General features: G+C 71.2%; 16 protein-coding genes. 7 read left to right on the forward strand and 9 right to left on the reverse strand.

Going from position 1 to position 16265, the window contains the following annotated elements; genetic code table 11:
* Window positions 1–48: 48 nt before the first annotated feature.
* Complete coding sequence (locus WA670_RS24170; RefSeq protein ID WP_336158941.1) at window positions 49–633, reverse strand: nuclear transport factor 2 family protein; 585 nt, start codon at window positions 631–633, stop codon at window positions 49–51.
* A gap of 64 nt (window positions 634–697) precedes the next feature.
* The gene (locus tag WA670_RS24175) at window positions 698–1390 is read right to left on the reverse strand and encodes a helix-turn-helix transcriptional regulator (RefSeq protein WP_037819530.1); all 693 of its coding nucleotides are present in this window, start codon (window positions 1388–1390) and stop codon (window positions 698–700) included.
* A 269-nt stretch (window positions 1391–1659) separates the two neighbouring features.
* Here WA670_RS24175 and WA670_RS24180 point away from each other — a divergent pair, with 269 nt between their 5' ends.
* The 3 genes from WA670_RS24180 (at window position 1660) to WA670_RS24190 (ending at window position 3873) form a co-directional block, all read left to right on the forward strand.
* Window positions 1660–2487, forward strand: a complete 828-nt coding sequence (locus WA670_RS24180; protein ID WP_336158942.1) for a MerR family transcriptional regulator — start codon at window positions 1660–1662, stop codon at window positions 2485–2487.
* 83 nt (window positions 2488–2570) lie between these two features.
* A complete protein-coding gene (locus WA670_RS24185; protein ID WP_037819528.1) occupies window positions 2571–3500 on the forward strand; it encodes a hypothetical protein in 930 nt (309 codons plus the stop codon).
* Window positions 3501–3507: 7 nt separating this feature from the next.
* Window positions 3508–3873 carry an RNA-binding S4 domain-containing protein gene (locus WA670_RS24190; protein WP_199818137.1) on the forward strand — a complete coding sequence of 122 codons (366 nt, stop codon included), beginning with the start codon at window positions 3508–3510 and terminating at the stop codon, window positions 3871–3873.
* Between the two features lie 83 nt (window positions 3874–3956).
* Here WA670_RS24190 and ctaD read toward each other — a convergent pair whose 3' ends face one another.
* From ctaD to WA670_RS24210, 4 genes are all read right to left on the reverse strand, one after another.
* The gene (gene ctaD, locus WA670_RS24195; RefSeq protein WP_336158943.1) at window positions 3957–5663 is read right to left on the reverse strand and encodes an aa3-type cytochrome oxidase subunit I; all 1707 of its coding nucleotides are present in this window, start codon (window positions 5661–5663) and stop codon (window positions 3957–3959) included.
* Between the two features lie 103 nt (window positions 5664–5766).
* Window positions 5767–6018: a hypothetical protein gene (locus tag WA670_RS24200; RefSeq protein ID WP_037819525.1), complete on the reverse strand. Its 252-nt coding sequence runs from the start codon at window positions 6016–6018 to the stop codon at window positions 5767–5769.
* Between the two features lie 5 nt (window positions 6019–6023).
* Window positions 6024–6446: an SPW repeat domain-containing protein gene (locus tag WA670_RS24205; RefSeq protein WP_336158944.1), complete on the reverse strand. Its 423-nt coding sequence runs from the start codon at window positions 6444–6446 to the stop codon at window positions 6024–6026.
* 24 nt (window positions 6447–6470) lie between these two features.
* A complete protein-coding gene (locus tag WA670_RS24210) occupies window positions 6471–7235 on the reverse strand; it encodes an acetate uptake transporter family protein (protein ID WP_205670122.1) in 765 nt (254 codons plus the stop codon).
* Between the two features lie 199 nt (window positions 7236–7434).
* Between WA670_RS24210 and WA670_RS24215 the strand changes: the two genes are divergently transcribed.
* From WA670_RS24215 to WA670_RS24230, 4 genes are all read left to right on the forward strand, one after another.
* Window positions 7435–8529, forward strand: coding sequence for a calcium:proton antiporter (locus tag WA670_RS24215; RefSeq protein WP_037819523.1), 1095 nt, complete (start codon window positions 7435–7437; stop codon window positions 8527–8529).
* Between the two features lie 203 nt (window positions 8530–8732).
* A complete protein-coding gene (locus WA670_RS24220) occupies window positions 8733–9023 on the forward strand; it encodes a hypothetical protein (protein WP_134666550.1) in 291 nt (96 codons plus the stop codon).
* The gene (locus tag WA670_RS24225; RefSeq protein ID WP_336158945.1) at window positions 9020–10459 is read left to right on the forward strand and encodes an MDR family MFS transporter; all 1440 of its coding nucleotides are present in this window, start codon (window positions 9020–9022) and stop codon (window positions 10457–10459) included. Before WA670_RS24220 ends, WA670_RS24225 begins: the two co-directional genes overlap by 4 nt.
* Window positions 10460–10463: 4 nt before the next feature.
* A complete protein-coding gene (locus WA670_RS24230; RefSeq protein WP_336158946.1) occupies window positions 10464–10868 on the forward strand; it encodes a hypothetical protein in 405 nt (134 codons plus the stop codon).
* A gap of 594 nt (window positions 10869–11462) precedes the next feature.
* Here the strand turns inward: WA670_RS24230 and WA670_RS24235 are convergent.
* The 3 genes from WA670_RS24235 to WA670_RS24245 form a co-directional block, all read right to left on the reverse strand.
* Window positions 11463–13055 (reverse strand): FUSC family protein, encoded by a 1593-nt coding sequence (locus WA670_RS24235; protein WP_336158947.1) that lies wholly within the window; start codon window positions 13053–13055, stop codon window positions 11463–11465.
* Between the two features lie 839 nt (window positions 13056–13894).
* Entirely contained in the window at window positions 13895–16057 is a 2163-nt protein-coding gene (locus WA670_RS24240) for an ATP-binding protein (protein WP_336158948.1), read from the reverse strand.
* 62 nt (window positions 16058–16119) lie between these two features.
* The gene (locus WA670_RS24245; protein WP_205670120.1) at window positions 16120–16263 is read right to left on the reverse strand and encodes a hypothetical protein; all 144 of its coding nucleotides are present in this window, start codon (window positions 16261–16263) and stop codon (window positions 16120–16122) included.
* Window positions 16264–16265 lie beyond the last annotated feature (2 nt).

A 16265-nucleotide genomic window follows, 5' to 3' on the forward strand; every position in this document is an offset into this window, starting at 1 on the left:
GAGCCCGCTGGTCCGTACGCACTGTTGACGCACGGACCAGCGACTCGCTCACGGCAGCGGACGCGTCCCCGGCACCACCCATTCCCGGTCGACCCGGCCGTCGACCGCGACCAGCACCGCGATCCCGCCGCGCGAGCCGTCCGACCAGGTCCCGGCGATGGTCTGCCGCTCCGGGTCGAGCACCAGTTCGCCGTGCCACGGGTGCGCGTCCTTGGCGAGCACCCGCAATTCCTCGCGGTCCAGATCGCCTTCGCCCGGACCGTCCGTCAGCGCCGACCGGCCGTCCGGCGAGGGGATCGTCCAGTTCCGCGAGACCTTTCCGCCGGCGAGCACGCACAGGTCGGCTCCGGTGATGACCACGCCGTCGCGCCGGGTGACGTCCCAGGTGAAGGCGAGCCGTTCGGTGCCGTCGACGACGAAAGTGCGCGGGACGAACACGTTTCCGACGTCGCGCTGGTACTTCGCGATGAACGCCTCGGCGTCCGCCGGGCCGACCAGCGGGTCGAGGCCGGGTTTGGTGCCGGACCACTGGCGGCCGTCGGCGGTGAGCAGCCGGTGCGCGAGCGAGGCGTCCTCGTTCCACATGCGGCACCAGAGAGCGGGGATTTCTTCGGGGTTCAGGTCGTTTGCCATGCGAGAACGATCGCGGCCGCCGGCGACACCGTCCTGTCGGTGTTTCCCCGCCGCGTGGCGCACGTCACTCGCCGAGCGGGCGGGCGGAGATCCGCGCGAGTTCGGCGTCGAGGTCGACCTCGCGGCGCTCGACGCGGTCGCCGGTCAGCGCGAGGGCGCGGATCCGGTCCAGCAGGAAGCCGCGGACCGCGTCGCGCAGGCGGCACCAGCCGAGCACGTACCAGCCCGCCGGGCCCCACAGCAGGCCTAGCGGCTCGACGTCGCGTTCGGTCTCCTGGCCTTTGGCGTCCACATACGACAGCCGGAGGACGCGCCGCGCGGCGAGAGCGGTCAGGATCAGTCCGCTGTGGACAGCGGGCGGTTCGGGCTCGCCGACTCGGTGCAGCCGCGCGGCGAGGTGCTGTTCCGCGTCGCGGACGTCGGACGGCAGCCGCGCGAGCACCTTGCGCGCCGCCGACTCCGCCGCGCCCGCGAAGGGCGAACCGGCGGCCGAACGCAGCGCGACGGTGATCGCGATGGCTTCCTCCGGCGTGAGCGTGAGCGGCGGCAGGGTCCGTTCGCGGTCGAGCCCGTAGCCGCCGGTCCGGCCGGTTTCGGTCCAGATCGGGACGCCTGCCTCGCGCAACGCGCCGAGGTCGCGCTCGACCGTGCGCACGCTGACCTCGAACCGGGACGCGAGCCACGCCGCGGTCCGGGTGCGCGGCGCGACCGCCCGGAGTTCCTCGACAAGTGCGTACAGCCGGTCCGTGCGATTCACCCGGCCAGCCTACGGACCTGCGGATCCTCACCCGATCGGGTGGCTTTGCGGGCGACTGCCGTCACGAAGGCGGACCTGCGCTGTTCCGTTCGCGGGAGCCGCGACCGGCGCCGGTCCGTCCTGTGGAGGGCGGCGGACCGGCGAGGTCCCCTCGTTCGTCGGGGGACGAGGGGGCCGCCGGGGCGGGTCGGCGCAGGGGGCCGGCCCGTTCCCGGTCCGGCGGGGACACTTGACTCTCACACCGTGTCAGAGCGTGTGCTGGGGAGGTCATGTTCACCATCGGAGAATTCGCCCGCCACGGCCGGGTTTCGGTTCGCATGCTGCGGCACTACGACGCGCTCGGCCTGCTCCGGCCCGCCGAGGTCGACCCGTGGACCGGCTACCGGCGCTACACCGCCGGGCAGCTGGCCGCGCTGAACCGGATCGTCGCGCTCAAGGAGCTCGGCTTCGGGCTCGGCGAGGTCGCCGCGCTGCTGGACGAGCAGATCCCGCTCGACCAGGTCCGCGGCATGCTGGCCCTGCGCCGGGCCGAGCTGGCCGAACGCGTCGCCGCCGACCGGCTCCGGCTGGCCGAGGTCGAGGCGAGACTCCGCACGCTGGAAAGCGAGCACGCCATGCCGGACACCGAAATCATCGTCAAGGACCTCCCCGCCGCGCGCGTCGTGCGGCTCACCGCGACCGTCGAGAGCTTCTCCCCCGAGGCGATCAGCCCGGTCCTGCGCCCGCTGTGCGCGGAACTCGGCCGCCGCCTCGAAGGATCCGACGCCGTCCCGGCCGGGCCGTTGACCTGCTACTACGAAAAGCCCGCGGGCGAAGACGATCCCGTCGTCGTGCACGCGGCCCTCCCGGTGTCCGGGGCCGTCGCCCGGCCGAACGGCCTCGAGGCAGCCGAACTGCCCGCCGCCCGCGCCGCGACGCTGGTCCACCGCGGGCCGGCGAGCGGATTCCTCGACGGCTACCAGCGGCTCGCCCGGTGGACCGACGAGCACGGGTTCCGCGCGGACGACTTCCCCCGCGAGGTCTACCTCCACACCTCCGGCGACGAGCGCGAATGGGTCGTCGAACTGTGCGAGCCGTTCGTCGAGGAACCGCGCTGACCGGCCAAGACCCGACCTTCGACGGGTTGCGCCGCCGCTCGTTCCGGACGCGAATGGGTGGGGACGACCCGAGGAGGACGCAGGTGTTCTCGACAGGTCCCGGCACCCAGCCGGACCGGCTCGCCGACGCGCTGGCGGACGGGCCGTTCAGCCGTGCCCTGACCCTGGCCATCGACCGCAGCGGGCTCGGTCTCGACCGGCTGCGCGACCGGCTCGCCGCGGCGGGCGCGGCGGTCAGCACCACGACTCTCAGCTATTGGCGGACCGGCCGCACCGTGCCCGCCCGCGCCCGTTCGCGCGTCGCCGTGCGGATTCTCGAGGGCGTGCTCGACCTGCCGCCAGGCTCGCTGACCGGGCTGATCGAACGCGATCCGGAACCGCCGCCGGTCCCGGTCGTGCGCTGGGAACGGCTGTGGGGACGCCGGAACGCCGTGCTGCGCGTGCTGAACTCGTTCGAGACGGCATACCGGACGTCGCTGGTGGTCGTCAGCCTCCACGAGGCCGTGCACGTGGGCCCGGACCGGCGGCTGCACCGGCTGGAAGTGCGCGAGGTCGTCCGCGCGACCGAGGACGACACGCACATCCGGCTGGTCACCGCGCACGGCGTCGGTCCCGGCTGCCCGCCGCGGCTGGTGCGCACCCGCTACTGCTCGCCCGGGCGCACGGAAACCCTCGCCGAAGAAGGGTTCACGGTGTGCGAACTTGTCCTGGGCCGAGGGCTGGACCGCGGCGAAACCGCGATCGCCGAGTACGAATTCGAGTTCACCGACGACCGCCCGGACTGGTCCTACGAGCGCCGGTTCCGCAACGCCGTGCACGAGCACCTGCTCGAACTGCACTTCGCGCCCGGCTTCGAACCGCGGGCCTGCCACGCCTACCGCCTCGACTCCCCCGCCGGGCCGGAGACGACCGTCGCCGAACTGCCGATCACCGAAGGCCTTCCCGCGCACGTCGTGTCGGCCGAGGTCACTCCGGGGATCCTCGGCCTGCGCTGGCAGTGGGACCCGCCATGATGGACCCATGGAATCGACGCGGATCGACCGCTGGCTCTGGGCGGTCCGGCTGACCAAGACGCGCGCCGACGCCGCGGCCGCCTGCCGCGGCGGGCACGTGCGCGTGAACGACCGCCCGGCGAAACCCGCGACCACGGTCGTGCCCGGCGACGAGGTCCGTGCCCGGATCGGGACGACGACCCGCGTGGTCGAGGTCGTGCAGGTGATCCAGAAACGGGTCGGCGCGGCCGTCGCGGCCACCTGTCTCATCGACCGCACCCCCAAGCCGCCGCCGGAAGCCGCGATCCCGGTCGCCCGCCGCGAGCGCGGCGCGGGCCGTCCGACGAAGCGGGAGCGCCGGGTGCTGGACGAGTTCCGCCGTCAGCAGGGCTGATCGCGCAAGGGCTCTCGGCCGGGCTCAGGTGCGTACCTTGTGCGCGTCCGAGATCCGGGCGTCCGCTGATGTGGCTGGCCTGATCAGGCGTCCGATTCCGCCTTCGCCCGCTTGCCCCAATGGATGTGCTGCTCCTCCCGCATCCGCTCGACCATGTCGGGATAGTGCAGTTCGAAAGCGGGCCGTTCGGAACGGATCCGGGGCAGTTCGGTGAAATTGTGCCGCGGCGGCGGGCTCGAGGTGGCCCATTCCAGGGAATTGCCGAAGCCCCACGGGTCGTCCACGTTGACCTTCTCGCCGTAGCGGTAGCTCTTCACCACGTTCCAGATGAACGGCAGCACCGAAGCGCCGAGAATGAACGCGCCGATGGTCGAAATGGTGTTCAGCACGGTGAACCCGTCGCTGCGGAGGTAGTCCGCGTACCGCCGCGGCATTCCTTCCGCGCCGAGCCAGTGCTGCACCAGGAACGTCGTGTGGAAGCCGATGAACGTGGTCCAGAAGTGCCATTTGGCGAGCGATTCGTCGAGCATCCGTCCGGTCATCTTCGGGAACCAGAAGTAGATCCCGGCGAACGTGGCGAACACGATCGTGCCGAACAGCACGTAGTGGAAGTGCGCGACGACGAAATAGGTGTCGGTGATGTGGAAGTCCAGCGCGGGCGCGGCCAGCAGCACCCCGGTCAGGCCGCCGAGCAGGAACGTGACGAGGAATCCGACCGACCACAGCATCGGCGATTCGAACGACAGCGTCCCCTTCCACATCGTGCCGATCCAGTTGAAGAACTTCAGCCCGGTCGGCACCGCGATCAGGAAGGTCATGATCGAGAAGAACGGCAGCAGCACCGCGCCGGTGGCGAACATGTGGTGCGCCCACACCGTCGCGGAAAGCCCGGTGATGCCGACCGTCGCGAACACCATCAGCCGGTAGCCGTAGAGCGGTTTCCGGCTGAACACCGGGATGATCTCGGTGACGATCCCGAAATACGGCAGCGCGACGATGTACACCTCGGGATGGCCGAAGAACCAGAACAGGTGCTGCCAGAGGATCGCCCCGCCGTTCGCCGGGTCGAACACGTGCGCGCCGAGCCTTCGGTCCGCCTCCAGCGCGAACAGCGCGGCGGTGAGGATCGGGAACGCGATCAGCACGAGAATCGCGGTGAAGAAAATGTTCCAGGTGAAAAGCGGCATCCGGAACATCGTCATTCCCGGAGCCCGCAGGCACAGGATCGTGGTGGTCATGTTGACCGCGCCCAGAATTGTCCCCAGACCGGACACGATCAGGCCCATGATCCACAGGTCGCCGCCGACACCGGGACTGTGGACGGCGTCGGACAGCGGCGTGTAAGCGGTCCAGCCGAAGTCCGGAGCCCCGGCCGGCGTGAGGAACGCGCTCAGCACGATCAACCCGCCGAAAAGGTACAACCAGTAGGAAAACGCGTTCAATCGCGGAAACGCGACATCCGGAGAGCCGATCTGCAGCGGCAGCACGAAATTGGCGAAGCCGAACACATTCGGCGTCGCGTACAGCAGCAGCATGATCGTGCCGTGCATGGTGAACAGCTGGTTGTACTGCTCCTGCGACAGGAATTGCAGCCCCGGCTGCGCCAATTCGCCGCGCATCAGCAGCGCCATCGCGCCGCCGACCAAGAAGAACGCGAACGACGTGCCGAGGTAGAGCAGCCCGATCTGCTTGTGGTCGGTGGTGCGCAGGATGCCCAGCAGCACCGAGCCTTTCTTGCCCCGGTGCGGCGCGGCGGCGATCACCACTGGCCGGGGCTTCAGCTGTGTCATGACCGACCTCCCGCGCACCCGACGATCGCCGGGCAGCCCGCGGCCGCCCGGCCTCACCCGGGGCGGGTAACCGGCCGGGACCCGCGGCAAACCCCGGCTTGTGTCAGCTGTCCCGGTGATACGGCAGCTGCCCGTTCGTCAGCGCCGCGCCGAACACGACGGCCGCGCCGACCACCAGCAGCACCGCTCCGGCGGCGGGCGCGGACGCCCACCACACCACGCCCGAAGCGGCCACCAGCCAGGCCCCGACAAGCGCTTCCTTCCGGGCCGGCGGCGTCGCCTTGCGCGCACGCAATCCCGCGCTGCCCAAAGCGAGCACGCCGATCGCGAGCACCGCCAGCACCGGCCAGTACACCCTCCTCACTCCCGGAACTCGCCGCTGTGCCTGCGATAGGCGACAGTCACCGAGATCACCGAGAAGATCGCCAGCAGCACGCCGACGATCAGCGAATTCGTGCGGATCGCGTCGCGGTGCCCGTCGACCGGGTAGCCGAACGCGAACGGCGCGGCGATGAGCCAGAACCCGATCGCGACGTTGACCAGTCCCAGCCAGCGCGCGCGTTCCGGCAGGCCGAACCGGACCAGCGCGACCGCCGCCACGGCGATCCCGCACGCGAGGCTGTTCCAGAACCCGGCCGTCGCGGACAGCGTGAACGAGTAGCTGTACGCGAACGCCGCGAACACCAGCCACGCCCCGGCCAGGAATTCGGCGGTGAGCGGCAGCCTGCTTTCCCGCAGCTTCCGGTCCCGCGGCGTGAACGCGGTGAGCGCCATGCTCTTCATCCGGTGGTCACCTCCTCGCCGGGGCTACTGCCCGGCCTTGATTCCCGGTTCGCCGTGATCGAACTGGATCGCCTGGTGCAACGGCACCGTCGTGGTCCGGGCGGAGCGCGGGACGCGCAGGCCCATCGGCAGGACCACCCGGTGGTGCGCCGCTTCGAGGACCATCGCGCTGCACGCGTACCAGGCCAGCACCGCGGACACGAGCAGGAAGTAGGCGGCGATGGTGCGCACGACGCCGACGTCGCCGATCAGGCCGATCGCCAGCAGCGTCGACGCGGCGGCGAGGACCGCGAGCAGCGCGCAGAGCACGAGGCTTTCCGCCAGCGCGGCGAGCGCGCCGGTCCAGGTGATCGCCGCGAGCCCGATGAACCAGAAGCCGATCGCGGCCGCCGCGACCGGGCTCGCCGCCGTCGACGGCAGCCCGCCGAGGCCGACGAACAGCTGGTAGACGCCGAAGCCGATCCAGAACGCGCCCCACGCCCCGTGGATCACCGTGGCGAGCGCGTCCCGGGCCCGGTAGGACCACATCCCGGCGAGGAACTGCGCGACGCCGCCGAAGGCGAACGCGAAGGGGGCGAGCAGCAGGGGCGTCGTCGTGCTGTCGCCGAACCAGCCGGCCATGTTGGCCGCCACCATGAACGTGGACACCGCGAACCCGGCGAGTCCCAGGATCGACGGTGCGGCCACCGGACTGAGATTGATGTGCGTGTGCTCGCGCCAGAAGGAATACTCCGCGCCGTCGCCGCCTGCCGGCATCGCGCGGTCGGCCATCTTCATTTCCCGGGTCATCCTCGGCTCCTTTCCGCGCCGACCACCCCTGTCCGCCGCGCGTACCCCGCCGCCGACCTGCGGAACCCTGCATTCGCTAGGCCGAACGAGTGAATTTCGTGCCCGGCCGGGCAACGGGCAGTGTCCATTTCGGACGCGACACTCCCCCGCGCGGGCCGGATGCCCGGCGACCAGGGGTCCGATATGCCAGGGTGTGCGCATGGCGAGCGTCCGCGGTTATCTGTTGTCCTGGACCACTTTGCTGCCGCTGCTCGCCCTGGTCCTGCTGGCGCTCACTTGGGGACGCACGCTGGGTCCGGTGCCGGTCGCGCTGGTCGCGATCGCGCTGGCGGGCACGGTTCTCGCCGCGGTCCACCACGCCGAGGTCGTGGCGCACCGGGTCGGCGAACCGTACGGCTCGCTGGTGCTCGCGGTCGCGGTGACCGTGATCGAAGTCGCGCTGATCGTCACGATGATGGCTTCCGGCGGCGACAAGGCCGAAACCCTGGCGCGCGACACGGTGTTCGCCGCGGTGATGATCACCACCAACGGCATCGTCGGGCTGTCGCTTCTCGTGGGTGCGCGCCGGTACGGGGAAACGCGCTTCCACCCCGAAGGCAGCGGCGCGGCCCTGGCGACGGTCGGCACGCTGGCGACGCTGAGCCTCGTCCTGCCGACGTTCACCGCGAGCACGCCCGGACCGGCCTTTTCCGGGCCGCAGCTGGCTTTCGCGGCCGGTGCGTCCTTGGTTCTCTACGCCACTTTCGTGATGACGCAGACCGTCCGCCACCGCGATTTCTTCCTTCCCGTCGACCATGACGGCGAGACCCGCGAGGAGGAGCACGCGGAACCGCCGAGCGCCCAGAAGACCTTGGTGAGCCTCGTTCTGCTGCTGATCGCGCTGGTCACCGTGGTCGGTCTGGCGAAGGTCGAGTCCCCGGCGATCGAGGCCGGCGTGCGCGCGGCCGGGCTGCCGCAGTCCTTCGTGGGCGTGGTGATCGCCCTGCTGATCCTGGCCCCGGAAACGCTCGCGGCGGTCCGCGCGGCACGGCGCGACCGGATGCAGATCAGCCTCAACCTCGCGTACGGCTCCGCGATCGCCAGCATCGGCCTGACGATTCCGGTCATCGCGCTCGCATCGGTGTGGCTGAAGGGCCCGTTGCTGCTCGGTCTCGGGCCGACGCACATCGTGCTGCTGGCGCTCACAGTGGTGGTCAGTGTGCTGACGGTGGTGCCGGGGCGGGCTACGCGGCTTCAGGGCGGGGTGCATCTGGTGTTGCTGGCGGGATTCCTGGTGCTGGCGATGAATCCGTGACGGTGTGCTGGCGGAACGCTCCACAATGGAGCTTCTGCTGACCGCTTCGCGCGCGGTGGCGAGGGCCGTGAAGGACGCCTTGCGGGAATCCAAGTCCGTGAAGGAGCCCCTCACGGACCTCGGCGGGAGAAGAGCCGCCCGGCGATCCTGTCACGCCGAGCCCGCAGACGAGATTCCCGATTCGCTTATCGTTGCCGCGGCTGGTGACCGACCGCTGGTCGAGCCGCTTTTTCCGCCGCTTCCCGAGGCTCTTCGCGGGCCGCCGCCGCGGTCCGCGGGAGGAAAAGGCCGCCGGTTTTGTCGGTGCTTCTCCGTATCCTGGCCAGGTGAAGATCCAGCAGTCCCCAACCCCGTCCGCAGCGGCCGGTGAAGCCGCGCGCAGAGCTTTCCCCGGCAGCCTTCCGTCGGCCGGCGCCCGCTTCGTTCGCGCCGCCGACCTCGTGCCCGCCGCCTTCGCGAGCGCCCTCGCCTCGGTCAGCGAGGTGCGCCGATGAGCGGCGTCTCCTCCCCCGCCACGGAAGCACTGGAGCGCCCGGCCGCCAAGCCCGGCCTGCTGATCAGCGTGCTCGTGCTGTCGGCGTTCGTGATGATCCTCAACGAGACCATCCTGAGCGTCGCGCTGCGCGACCTCACCGTCGACCTGGCCGTCCCGACCACCACGATCCAGTGGCTCACCAGCGGTTTCCTGCTCACCATGGCGGTGGTGATCCCGACGACGGGGTTCCTGCTCGAACGGTTCACGCCGCGGCAGGTGTTCGTCTTCTCGCTCGCCTCGTTCAGCCTCGGCACGCTGCTGTGCGGCGTCGCGCCCGGTTTCGGCCTGCTGATGGCGGGCCGCGTCGTGCAGGCGTGCGGCACCGCGGTGATGATCCCGCTGCTGATGACCACCGTCATGCGGCTCGTGCCCGCACAGCGCCGCGGCGCGACGATGGGCACGATCAGCATCGTCATCGCGGTCGCGCCCGCGATCGGCCCCACGATCGGCGGCGCGGTGCTGTCGTCGCTCGGCTGGCGGTGGATGTTCTTCATCGTGCTGCCGCTGTCACTGGCCGCGCTGGTCACGGGGATGCTGCAGCTGCGGATCGACAGCGAAACCCGCGCGGTCCCGCTCGACGTGCTCTCGGTCGTCCTGTCGGCGATCGGTTTCGGTGGAGTCCTGTACGGCCTGTCGTCCGCGGGCGAATCCGCCGAGACCGCGCTGGTGCCGCCGTGGCTGCCGATCGTCGTCGGCGTGGTTTCGCTGGCGGTGTTCGGCTGGCGGCAGCTTCGCCTGCAGCAACGCGACCGCGCCCTGCTCGACCTGCGACCGTTCACCCACCGCAGTTTCGTCGTCGCGCTGGGGCTCAGCGCGTTGCTGTTCATGTGCCTGATCGGCGCGGGCGCGATCCTGCTGCCGCTGTACCTGCAGACCGTCCTGCACAAGTCCACCTTCGTCAGCGGCCTGGCCGTCCTGCCCGGCGGTCTGGTGCTGGGCCTGCTCGGCCGTCCGGTCGGCGCCCTGTTCGACCGGGTCGGCGCGCGCCCGCTGGTCCTGCCCGGCGCGCTCGCGATGGCGGTCTCGCTGTGGCTGTTCTCGTTGCTGGGCCCGGGTTCGCCGCTGATCGCGGTGATCGGCATCCACATCGTCCTGATGGCCGGTCTCGGCCTGATGATGACGCCGCTGATGACCGAATCGCTGGCAGCGCTGCCCGACCACCTCTACTCGCACGGCAGCGCGATCCTCTCGACACTCCAACAGGTCGCCGGTGCGCTGGGGACCGCCGTGTTCATCAGCGTCGCGACCCTGAGCAGCGCCGACCACGCGGCAGTAAGCCCCGATGCCGACGGCCTGCACATGGCGTTCCTCGTCGCTGGCTGCATCGGTGTGGCCGCGGTGATCGGAGCCTGGTTCGTCCGGTCGCCCCGCCCGGAACAACCGGAGGAGGCCTGATCCCGTGGACTCAGAGCGGCTCGACGCCGTAGCCCGCACCTACACCGCGCCGATGACCAGCATCCGCGGCCGACGCGTCCACCGCCTGATCACGCGCCGGTTGGCAGGCTACGACCACGTCCTGCCAGCCACCACCGCCGACGGCACCCCGGCGCTGCTGGCCCTATCCGCCGACGGCCGAGCCGCCTTCTGCCACAGCGACGGCCGCGGCCCGTCCGCAGACGTCGTCACCTGCGGCCCGACGCCCGGGGTCACCGTGACGTCCGCACACGACCTCACGAAGGACTCGCTGCCGGTGCTGAACTGGACCGTCCGGCACCCGGGCCTGTTGGAGGTCGCAGGCCCACTGACGATCGTCCCCGGCGAGGCGGAGCAGGAGGAGGTCGAGGCAGCCCTGCGCCCTCGATGACTGGACCGTTCCGGAACGAGCGGCTCGGGGCCCGCGCTGACGACCGCAGTCCGGTCGTCGCCAGGCCTCGAACTGCTCGGTCCGGAGGCGGATGCCGGGCCGCGGCGAAATCGCGACCTAGCGCGCCGAGGTCAGCGCCCACTGCCCGCGGGGCAACCACACGCAGGTCCGCGGCGATGGCTGCGCAACCCCGTGGAGCGTCCGCGATGCTCCGATCAGCCTCGCGCTCGCGACGATCGGACCGGCGCTCTCGCCGAGCACCTGCGCAATCGTCGGGCAGCAGCCCATCCCCTCGCCAGGCCGCGCCGCCATCCAGCCGGACAGGCGCCCTGATCTCACCGCCCGAACGCACACTCCCCGCCTCCCCCACACCGCGCCACCATCCAGCCAAGCAGGCATCCCGATCTCACCGACCGAACGCACGCCCGCGCCCCACCACACCGCGCCGCCGTTGGGCTGGGCAGACGTCCCGGTCTCACCGGCCGAACGCACGCTCCCGCCTCCCCCACACCGCGCCACCATCCAGCCAAGCAGGCATCCCGGCCTCACCGACCGAACCCACCCCCACCATCCAGCCGGGCAGGGGTCCCGGTCTCAGCGGCCGAACGCACGCTCCCACCGTTCGACGTCCCGCACCCTGCCGTCCGGCGCGGACCAGCAGGCTTGGAGCAGGTCGTAGCCGTCGTGGACCAGGGCGGCGTGGGCGGGCCAGCGCTCGGCGGCCCAGCCGGGCTCGTTGTGCACCGAATCCACCCCGGCCCGGGTCGCGCCTTCCAGCTCGAACTGGAGGTCCCGGCGCGCAGCCGCCCGCGGAACCGGCGCACCGGCCAGCACCGCACGCGCGGCGGCACGCACTCGAGACCCGGTCCAGTCCAACGTCTTCCGGTGCGCACGCGGCGCCACCGCATACTGCACAGCCACCGCCACCACGACCCCGATCGCCGTCTGCGCGAAACGGTCCGCCACCGCGGGCCACACCGGCCCCGGCTGGCTCGCCACCCCGGCAGCCAGCAGGGCGAGCGGCGTGATGACGACTGTCGCCACCGCGTAATTCCGCGGCACCACCAGTTCCACGCAGAACTGCAGCACCGCCAGGATCAAAATCAGCACCACCCCGGACGGCGCGACCATCATCACCAGCCCAAACAGCACAAGCCCAGCCGCGGTCCCGACAAACCGGTGCAGCGCACGCACATTCGCCCGCCGCCGGTCCAACCCCTGCTGCAGCACCACCAACGCACTCAGCACCGCCCAGTGCGGCCGTCCAAACCCGACCGCCACCGCCAGTTCCCCAGCGACCACGCAACCGGCACCGACGCGCAACGCCGTCAAAGCGGCATGCGACCGCAACGGAACCGCCCGCCGCAGCCGGTACCCGAGGTTCGGCCGCGGCAACGGCAGCTTCCCCGGCGGCAGCTCGACGGACTCGCCCGGCGAAGCGTCCGCGAACCGCCGATGGGCAGCAAGCAACGCCGCCACCAGGTCCGGTTGCGTGCCCCGGCGCGGATGTCCCGCGTCATGCAGGGAAGTCCACGCCGCAGACACCGCGGCACCGGCAGCGTGCCGAGCCTCCGCCGTCTTCCGCTCAGCCGAGATGAAGGCGTCGACAGCCCGCACCGCACGCTCGACGGCCGTCCGCTCCGGTTTCGTCCGGTCGGCCAGCACCCCGGCCATCGACACCACAACCGACGATCCGACCCCCGCCGCAGCGCACCCCAGCACCACCCACGGCCGGGCCCCAGCCTCGACCGCCGCCTGCGCACCCGCGCACACGAGCGCAAAGAACAACGGCCCCGGCGGCCCAAGCCGCAACGCGTCGACGACGTAAGTCGCCAGCACTGCGACCACAGAGACCACCAGCACCGACACCGGCCCCGGCGGCACCACGGTCCCCACCGAAGCACCCAAGGCAGCCGCCGCGAGCAACCCGGCGCCAGCAGTAGCCACGACACCCGCCCGAACCCGGTACGGTCGCCCTTCGCCGTACAAGACCGCGAACGTCCCCAGCGTGACAAACAACGCCGAGGCCGAGGCCCCCGCCAACACCAGCGCGATCCCCGGAACGGCCACCGCCGCCGCTGCCCGCAACCCCGCCGACCACCTCCGCCCGACCGGCGGCAAGGCGAACATCAGCGCCCGAAAACCCGCCACGCGAGGCAACTGCTCAACCGGCTCGGGCGACTCCATCCGCCCATCCCAACACGCCGCCACCCACCCCGAAAGCCCGGCCACGGCTGGCAGAGACCGCGAGCACACTCCCGGTGCCGGGTTCGCTCCGGGATCGAAACGCCTGGCCCGCGGACGGAGAGACACTGCCCGGCCCACCGGACGCGGCTGTCCCCCGCCTCGCCGCTCACCCTCAGCCCTCGGGCTCTGCTCACGAACCCCGCGGGCAGAGGACGACCGCCAGCCCCGCGAACACAGTCGTCACTCCAACCCACCGCGACACCCAGCCCTCGGGCTCCGCTGGCTAACCCTGCGAGCAGAAGACAACCCAGCCCCGCGAACACAGCCGTCACGCCAGCCCGCCGCACCCCGCCCACCAATTCCGGCGGACAGAAAACGACGGCAACCCCGCCGAACGCGGCCCGTCGCTCGTGCACCACGCCAGCCCTCGTGCATCGCAGCAGCGAGCTCTCGTCTCTCGGCGATCGAGCCGCCGTACTCGTCCGCTGCCCGCCGAGCAGCGGTCACTTCTCGCTCTCTTCGACCGATGCTCCGGCCCGCACCCCTCATGAGCCAGACCTGAACTCGACAGACCCGCCGCGCCGCTCTCAGCCCAGGCGGATCCGGAGTCAGCTGAGACTCCGCTATCGCACACGGATTGTCAGGCCCGGTCAGGCGACGGCCAACGCCCGCAGAACAGCGATCGCTTCTCACCGCTTCGACCGGCACACCCAGGTCCGCAAACCTCCCGAGCAAGATCAGCGACCGGCATTCACGCAACCGCCCCGGCCTGAACTCGACAAACCCGGCTCACCGACCTCAGCCCAGCCGCCCCGGAGAAGCCAGCCCCCCTCCGTCGCTCACCGGAACTCTGCCCGCGCAGCCGCCTCCCCCACCGTCACCGGGTCGAGATCCGGGTGGGTCGCCTCGGCCCGTTCCCACTGCGTCGCAGCCTCATCCGCAATCCCCTGCGCCGCAGCGGCATTTCCCAACCCCAGGTGAGCCCGCGCCGCCTCGTGGGTGCTGCCGCAGGTCTCCGCACGGGTGGCCGCTTCCCGGTACGCCGACTCAGCACCCGGATGATCCCCGGCGCGGAATCGTGCCCAGCCTAGGCAGTTCAGTCCCATCACGACGTCCAGTTCCAGCCCCAGTTCCTCAAAAACCGCCAGCGTTTCCTCGACCAGGCGGGCGGCTTCGGCAGGCCGTCCCAGGGCCGTCAGGACCAGGGCGACACCTCGCGTCGTGATCGCGCCGCTGCGTCGGTTGCCGGTCAGGGCGTAGAAATCGGCGGCGGAGCGCAGGTCGCGCAGGGCTTGTTCGTGGTTGCCCCGATAGTGCTCGGCCCACGCGGCATGCGCCAGGGCGGTCGCTTCGCCGTGGCGGTCGCCGATTTCCCGGTACTCCCGCAGGGCCTGGCGGTAGCACCGGGACGCCTCGTCCAGATCGCCGCGGTCGACGTACGCGATTCCCAGGTTCGCGGTGGTCGTCGCGGCGGCCCAGCGGTTGCCGACAGCTTCGGCGGCGGCGCGGGCCCAGCGGTGTGTCGCGATCCACGGGTCCCACAGTTTGGTCAGGTAGAAGAAGCCTCGCAAGAAGAACGCCAGCTGCCAGCATCTCTCGGACTCCCCGGTCCGGCGGCAGAGCGCGACCAGGTTCGGCCATTCGGCGCGGAACCAGGCGATCGCGCTGTCCTGATCCGGGAATTCCACGTCGGGCAGGCCGGGCGGATAGGTCACCTCCGGGCGGTACCGCGGGCCGCTCAGCGCTCGGTCGGCGCGTTCCGCGGTCGCGACCGAGAAATCGGCCAGGCGGCGGAGCGCGTCCTCGCCGGGCACGTCGGAGGCGGCGAAAACCCTTACCAGGTCATGGAAACCGTACCGGCCCAGTTCCGGCTGGGTCAGCAGGTACGCCTGGTGCAGGCGGTCCAGCAGGCGCTCGGCCGCCACCGCGTCCAGGGAGCCGAGCGCTTGCGCTGCGGTGACGTCGAAGTCGACGCCGGGGTGCAGGGCCAGCAAGCCGAACAGCCGTGCTTCCGGCTGCTCCAATTGGCGGACTGACAACCGAAAGGCGGCGGCCAGGCTTCGTTCGCCGTCGTCGAGTTCGCCCAGGCGGCGGGTTTCGTCGGCCAGGCGGCGTTCCAACTCCGCGACGTCCCACGCCGGGTGGGCGCGCAGGCGGGCGGCGGCGATGCGGATCGCCAACGGGAGGCGGCCGCAGCGGTCTGCGATGCGCAGGGCAGCATCCGGGGGCGCCCCGGTCAGGGCGGCGACCAGGGCGGCGGCGGAAGCGGACGGGAGGACGCCCAGCGAGACGTGCTCGGCTTCGTCCAGTGCGGGCAGGCGGCTGCGGCTGGTGATCACGACCCGGCATTTCGGTTCCGCGGGCAGCAACGGGCGCACTTGACCGGTGCTGCCCGCGTTGTCCAGCACCAGCAGGAAACTCCGGCCGCGCAGGCAGGTCCGGAAGAGCGCCGCGCGGTCGTCGGGATCGGCCGGGATCCGGTCGGCGGGCACCTCGAGGATCCGCAGCAGACGGTCGTGGGCGTCGGCGGGCGTGACCGGTTCGTCGGAGGTGCCGCGGAGATCGAGAAAAAGGCTGCCGTCGGCGAAGGACGCCTCCAGCCGGTACGCGCACCGCACCGCCAGTGCCGTCTTGCCGGCTCCGCCCATGCCGGAAATGACGCAGACTCCGCCGTCGGACTCGAGAATCTCGCGCACGGTCTGGGATTCCGCGTCGCGGCCGGTGAAGTCCGCGGTTACCGGAGGGAGGCCGGACGGGCGGACGTCCGGCCGGGTCCGGCGTTTTCCGGTTTCCGCGGGAACCAGTGCGGCAAGGGCTCCTGGAGTGCCGAATTCGGCTTCACACAATGCCGCGAGTGTGGAATTCGGGGCAGCGAGGCCGGTTTCGACCTTGCTCAGGTACCCCTTGCTGTAATGCACCCGTCCGGCCAGTTCGGCGAGCGACAGCCCGGCCGAGGTGCGCAGCCGCCGCAGTTCCGCCCCGAACGTCGCGCGCGCTGTCATCCGCCCCCACCTTCTTCTCGCTCCCAGTATGACTGTCCGGCAGACGCCGGGACGGGGTTTCGTCACGGCGCGGTCCGCACCGACACCGGCGGCGCGACCGGAGCCGGTCCGCCCGGATGGCCGAGCGCGACTCCGGACACGAGCGCGGCCGCGGCGAGCCACAACGCGGCGCGCACCAGCAGAGAAAACGAACAGACGACCTTCACGA

It is taken from the genome of Amycolatopsis sp. VC5-11 (assembly GCF_037034185.1).
GTDB lineage: Bacteria > Actinomycetota > Actinomycetes > Mycobacteriales > Pseudonocardiaceae > Amycolatopsis > Amycolatopsis nivea.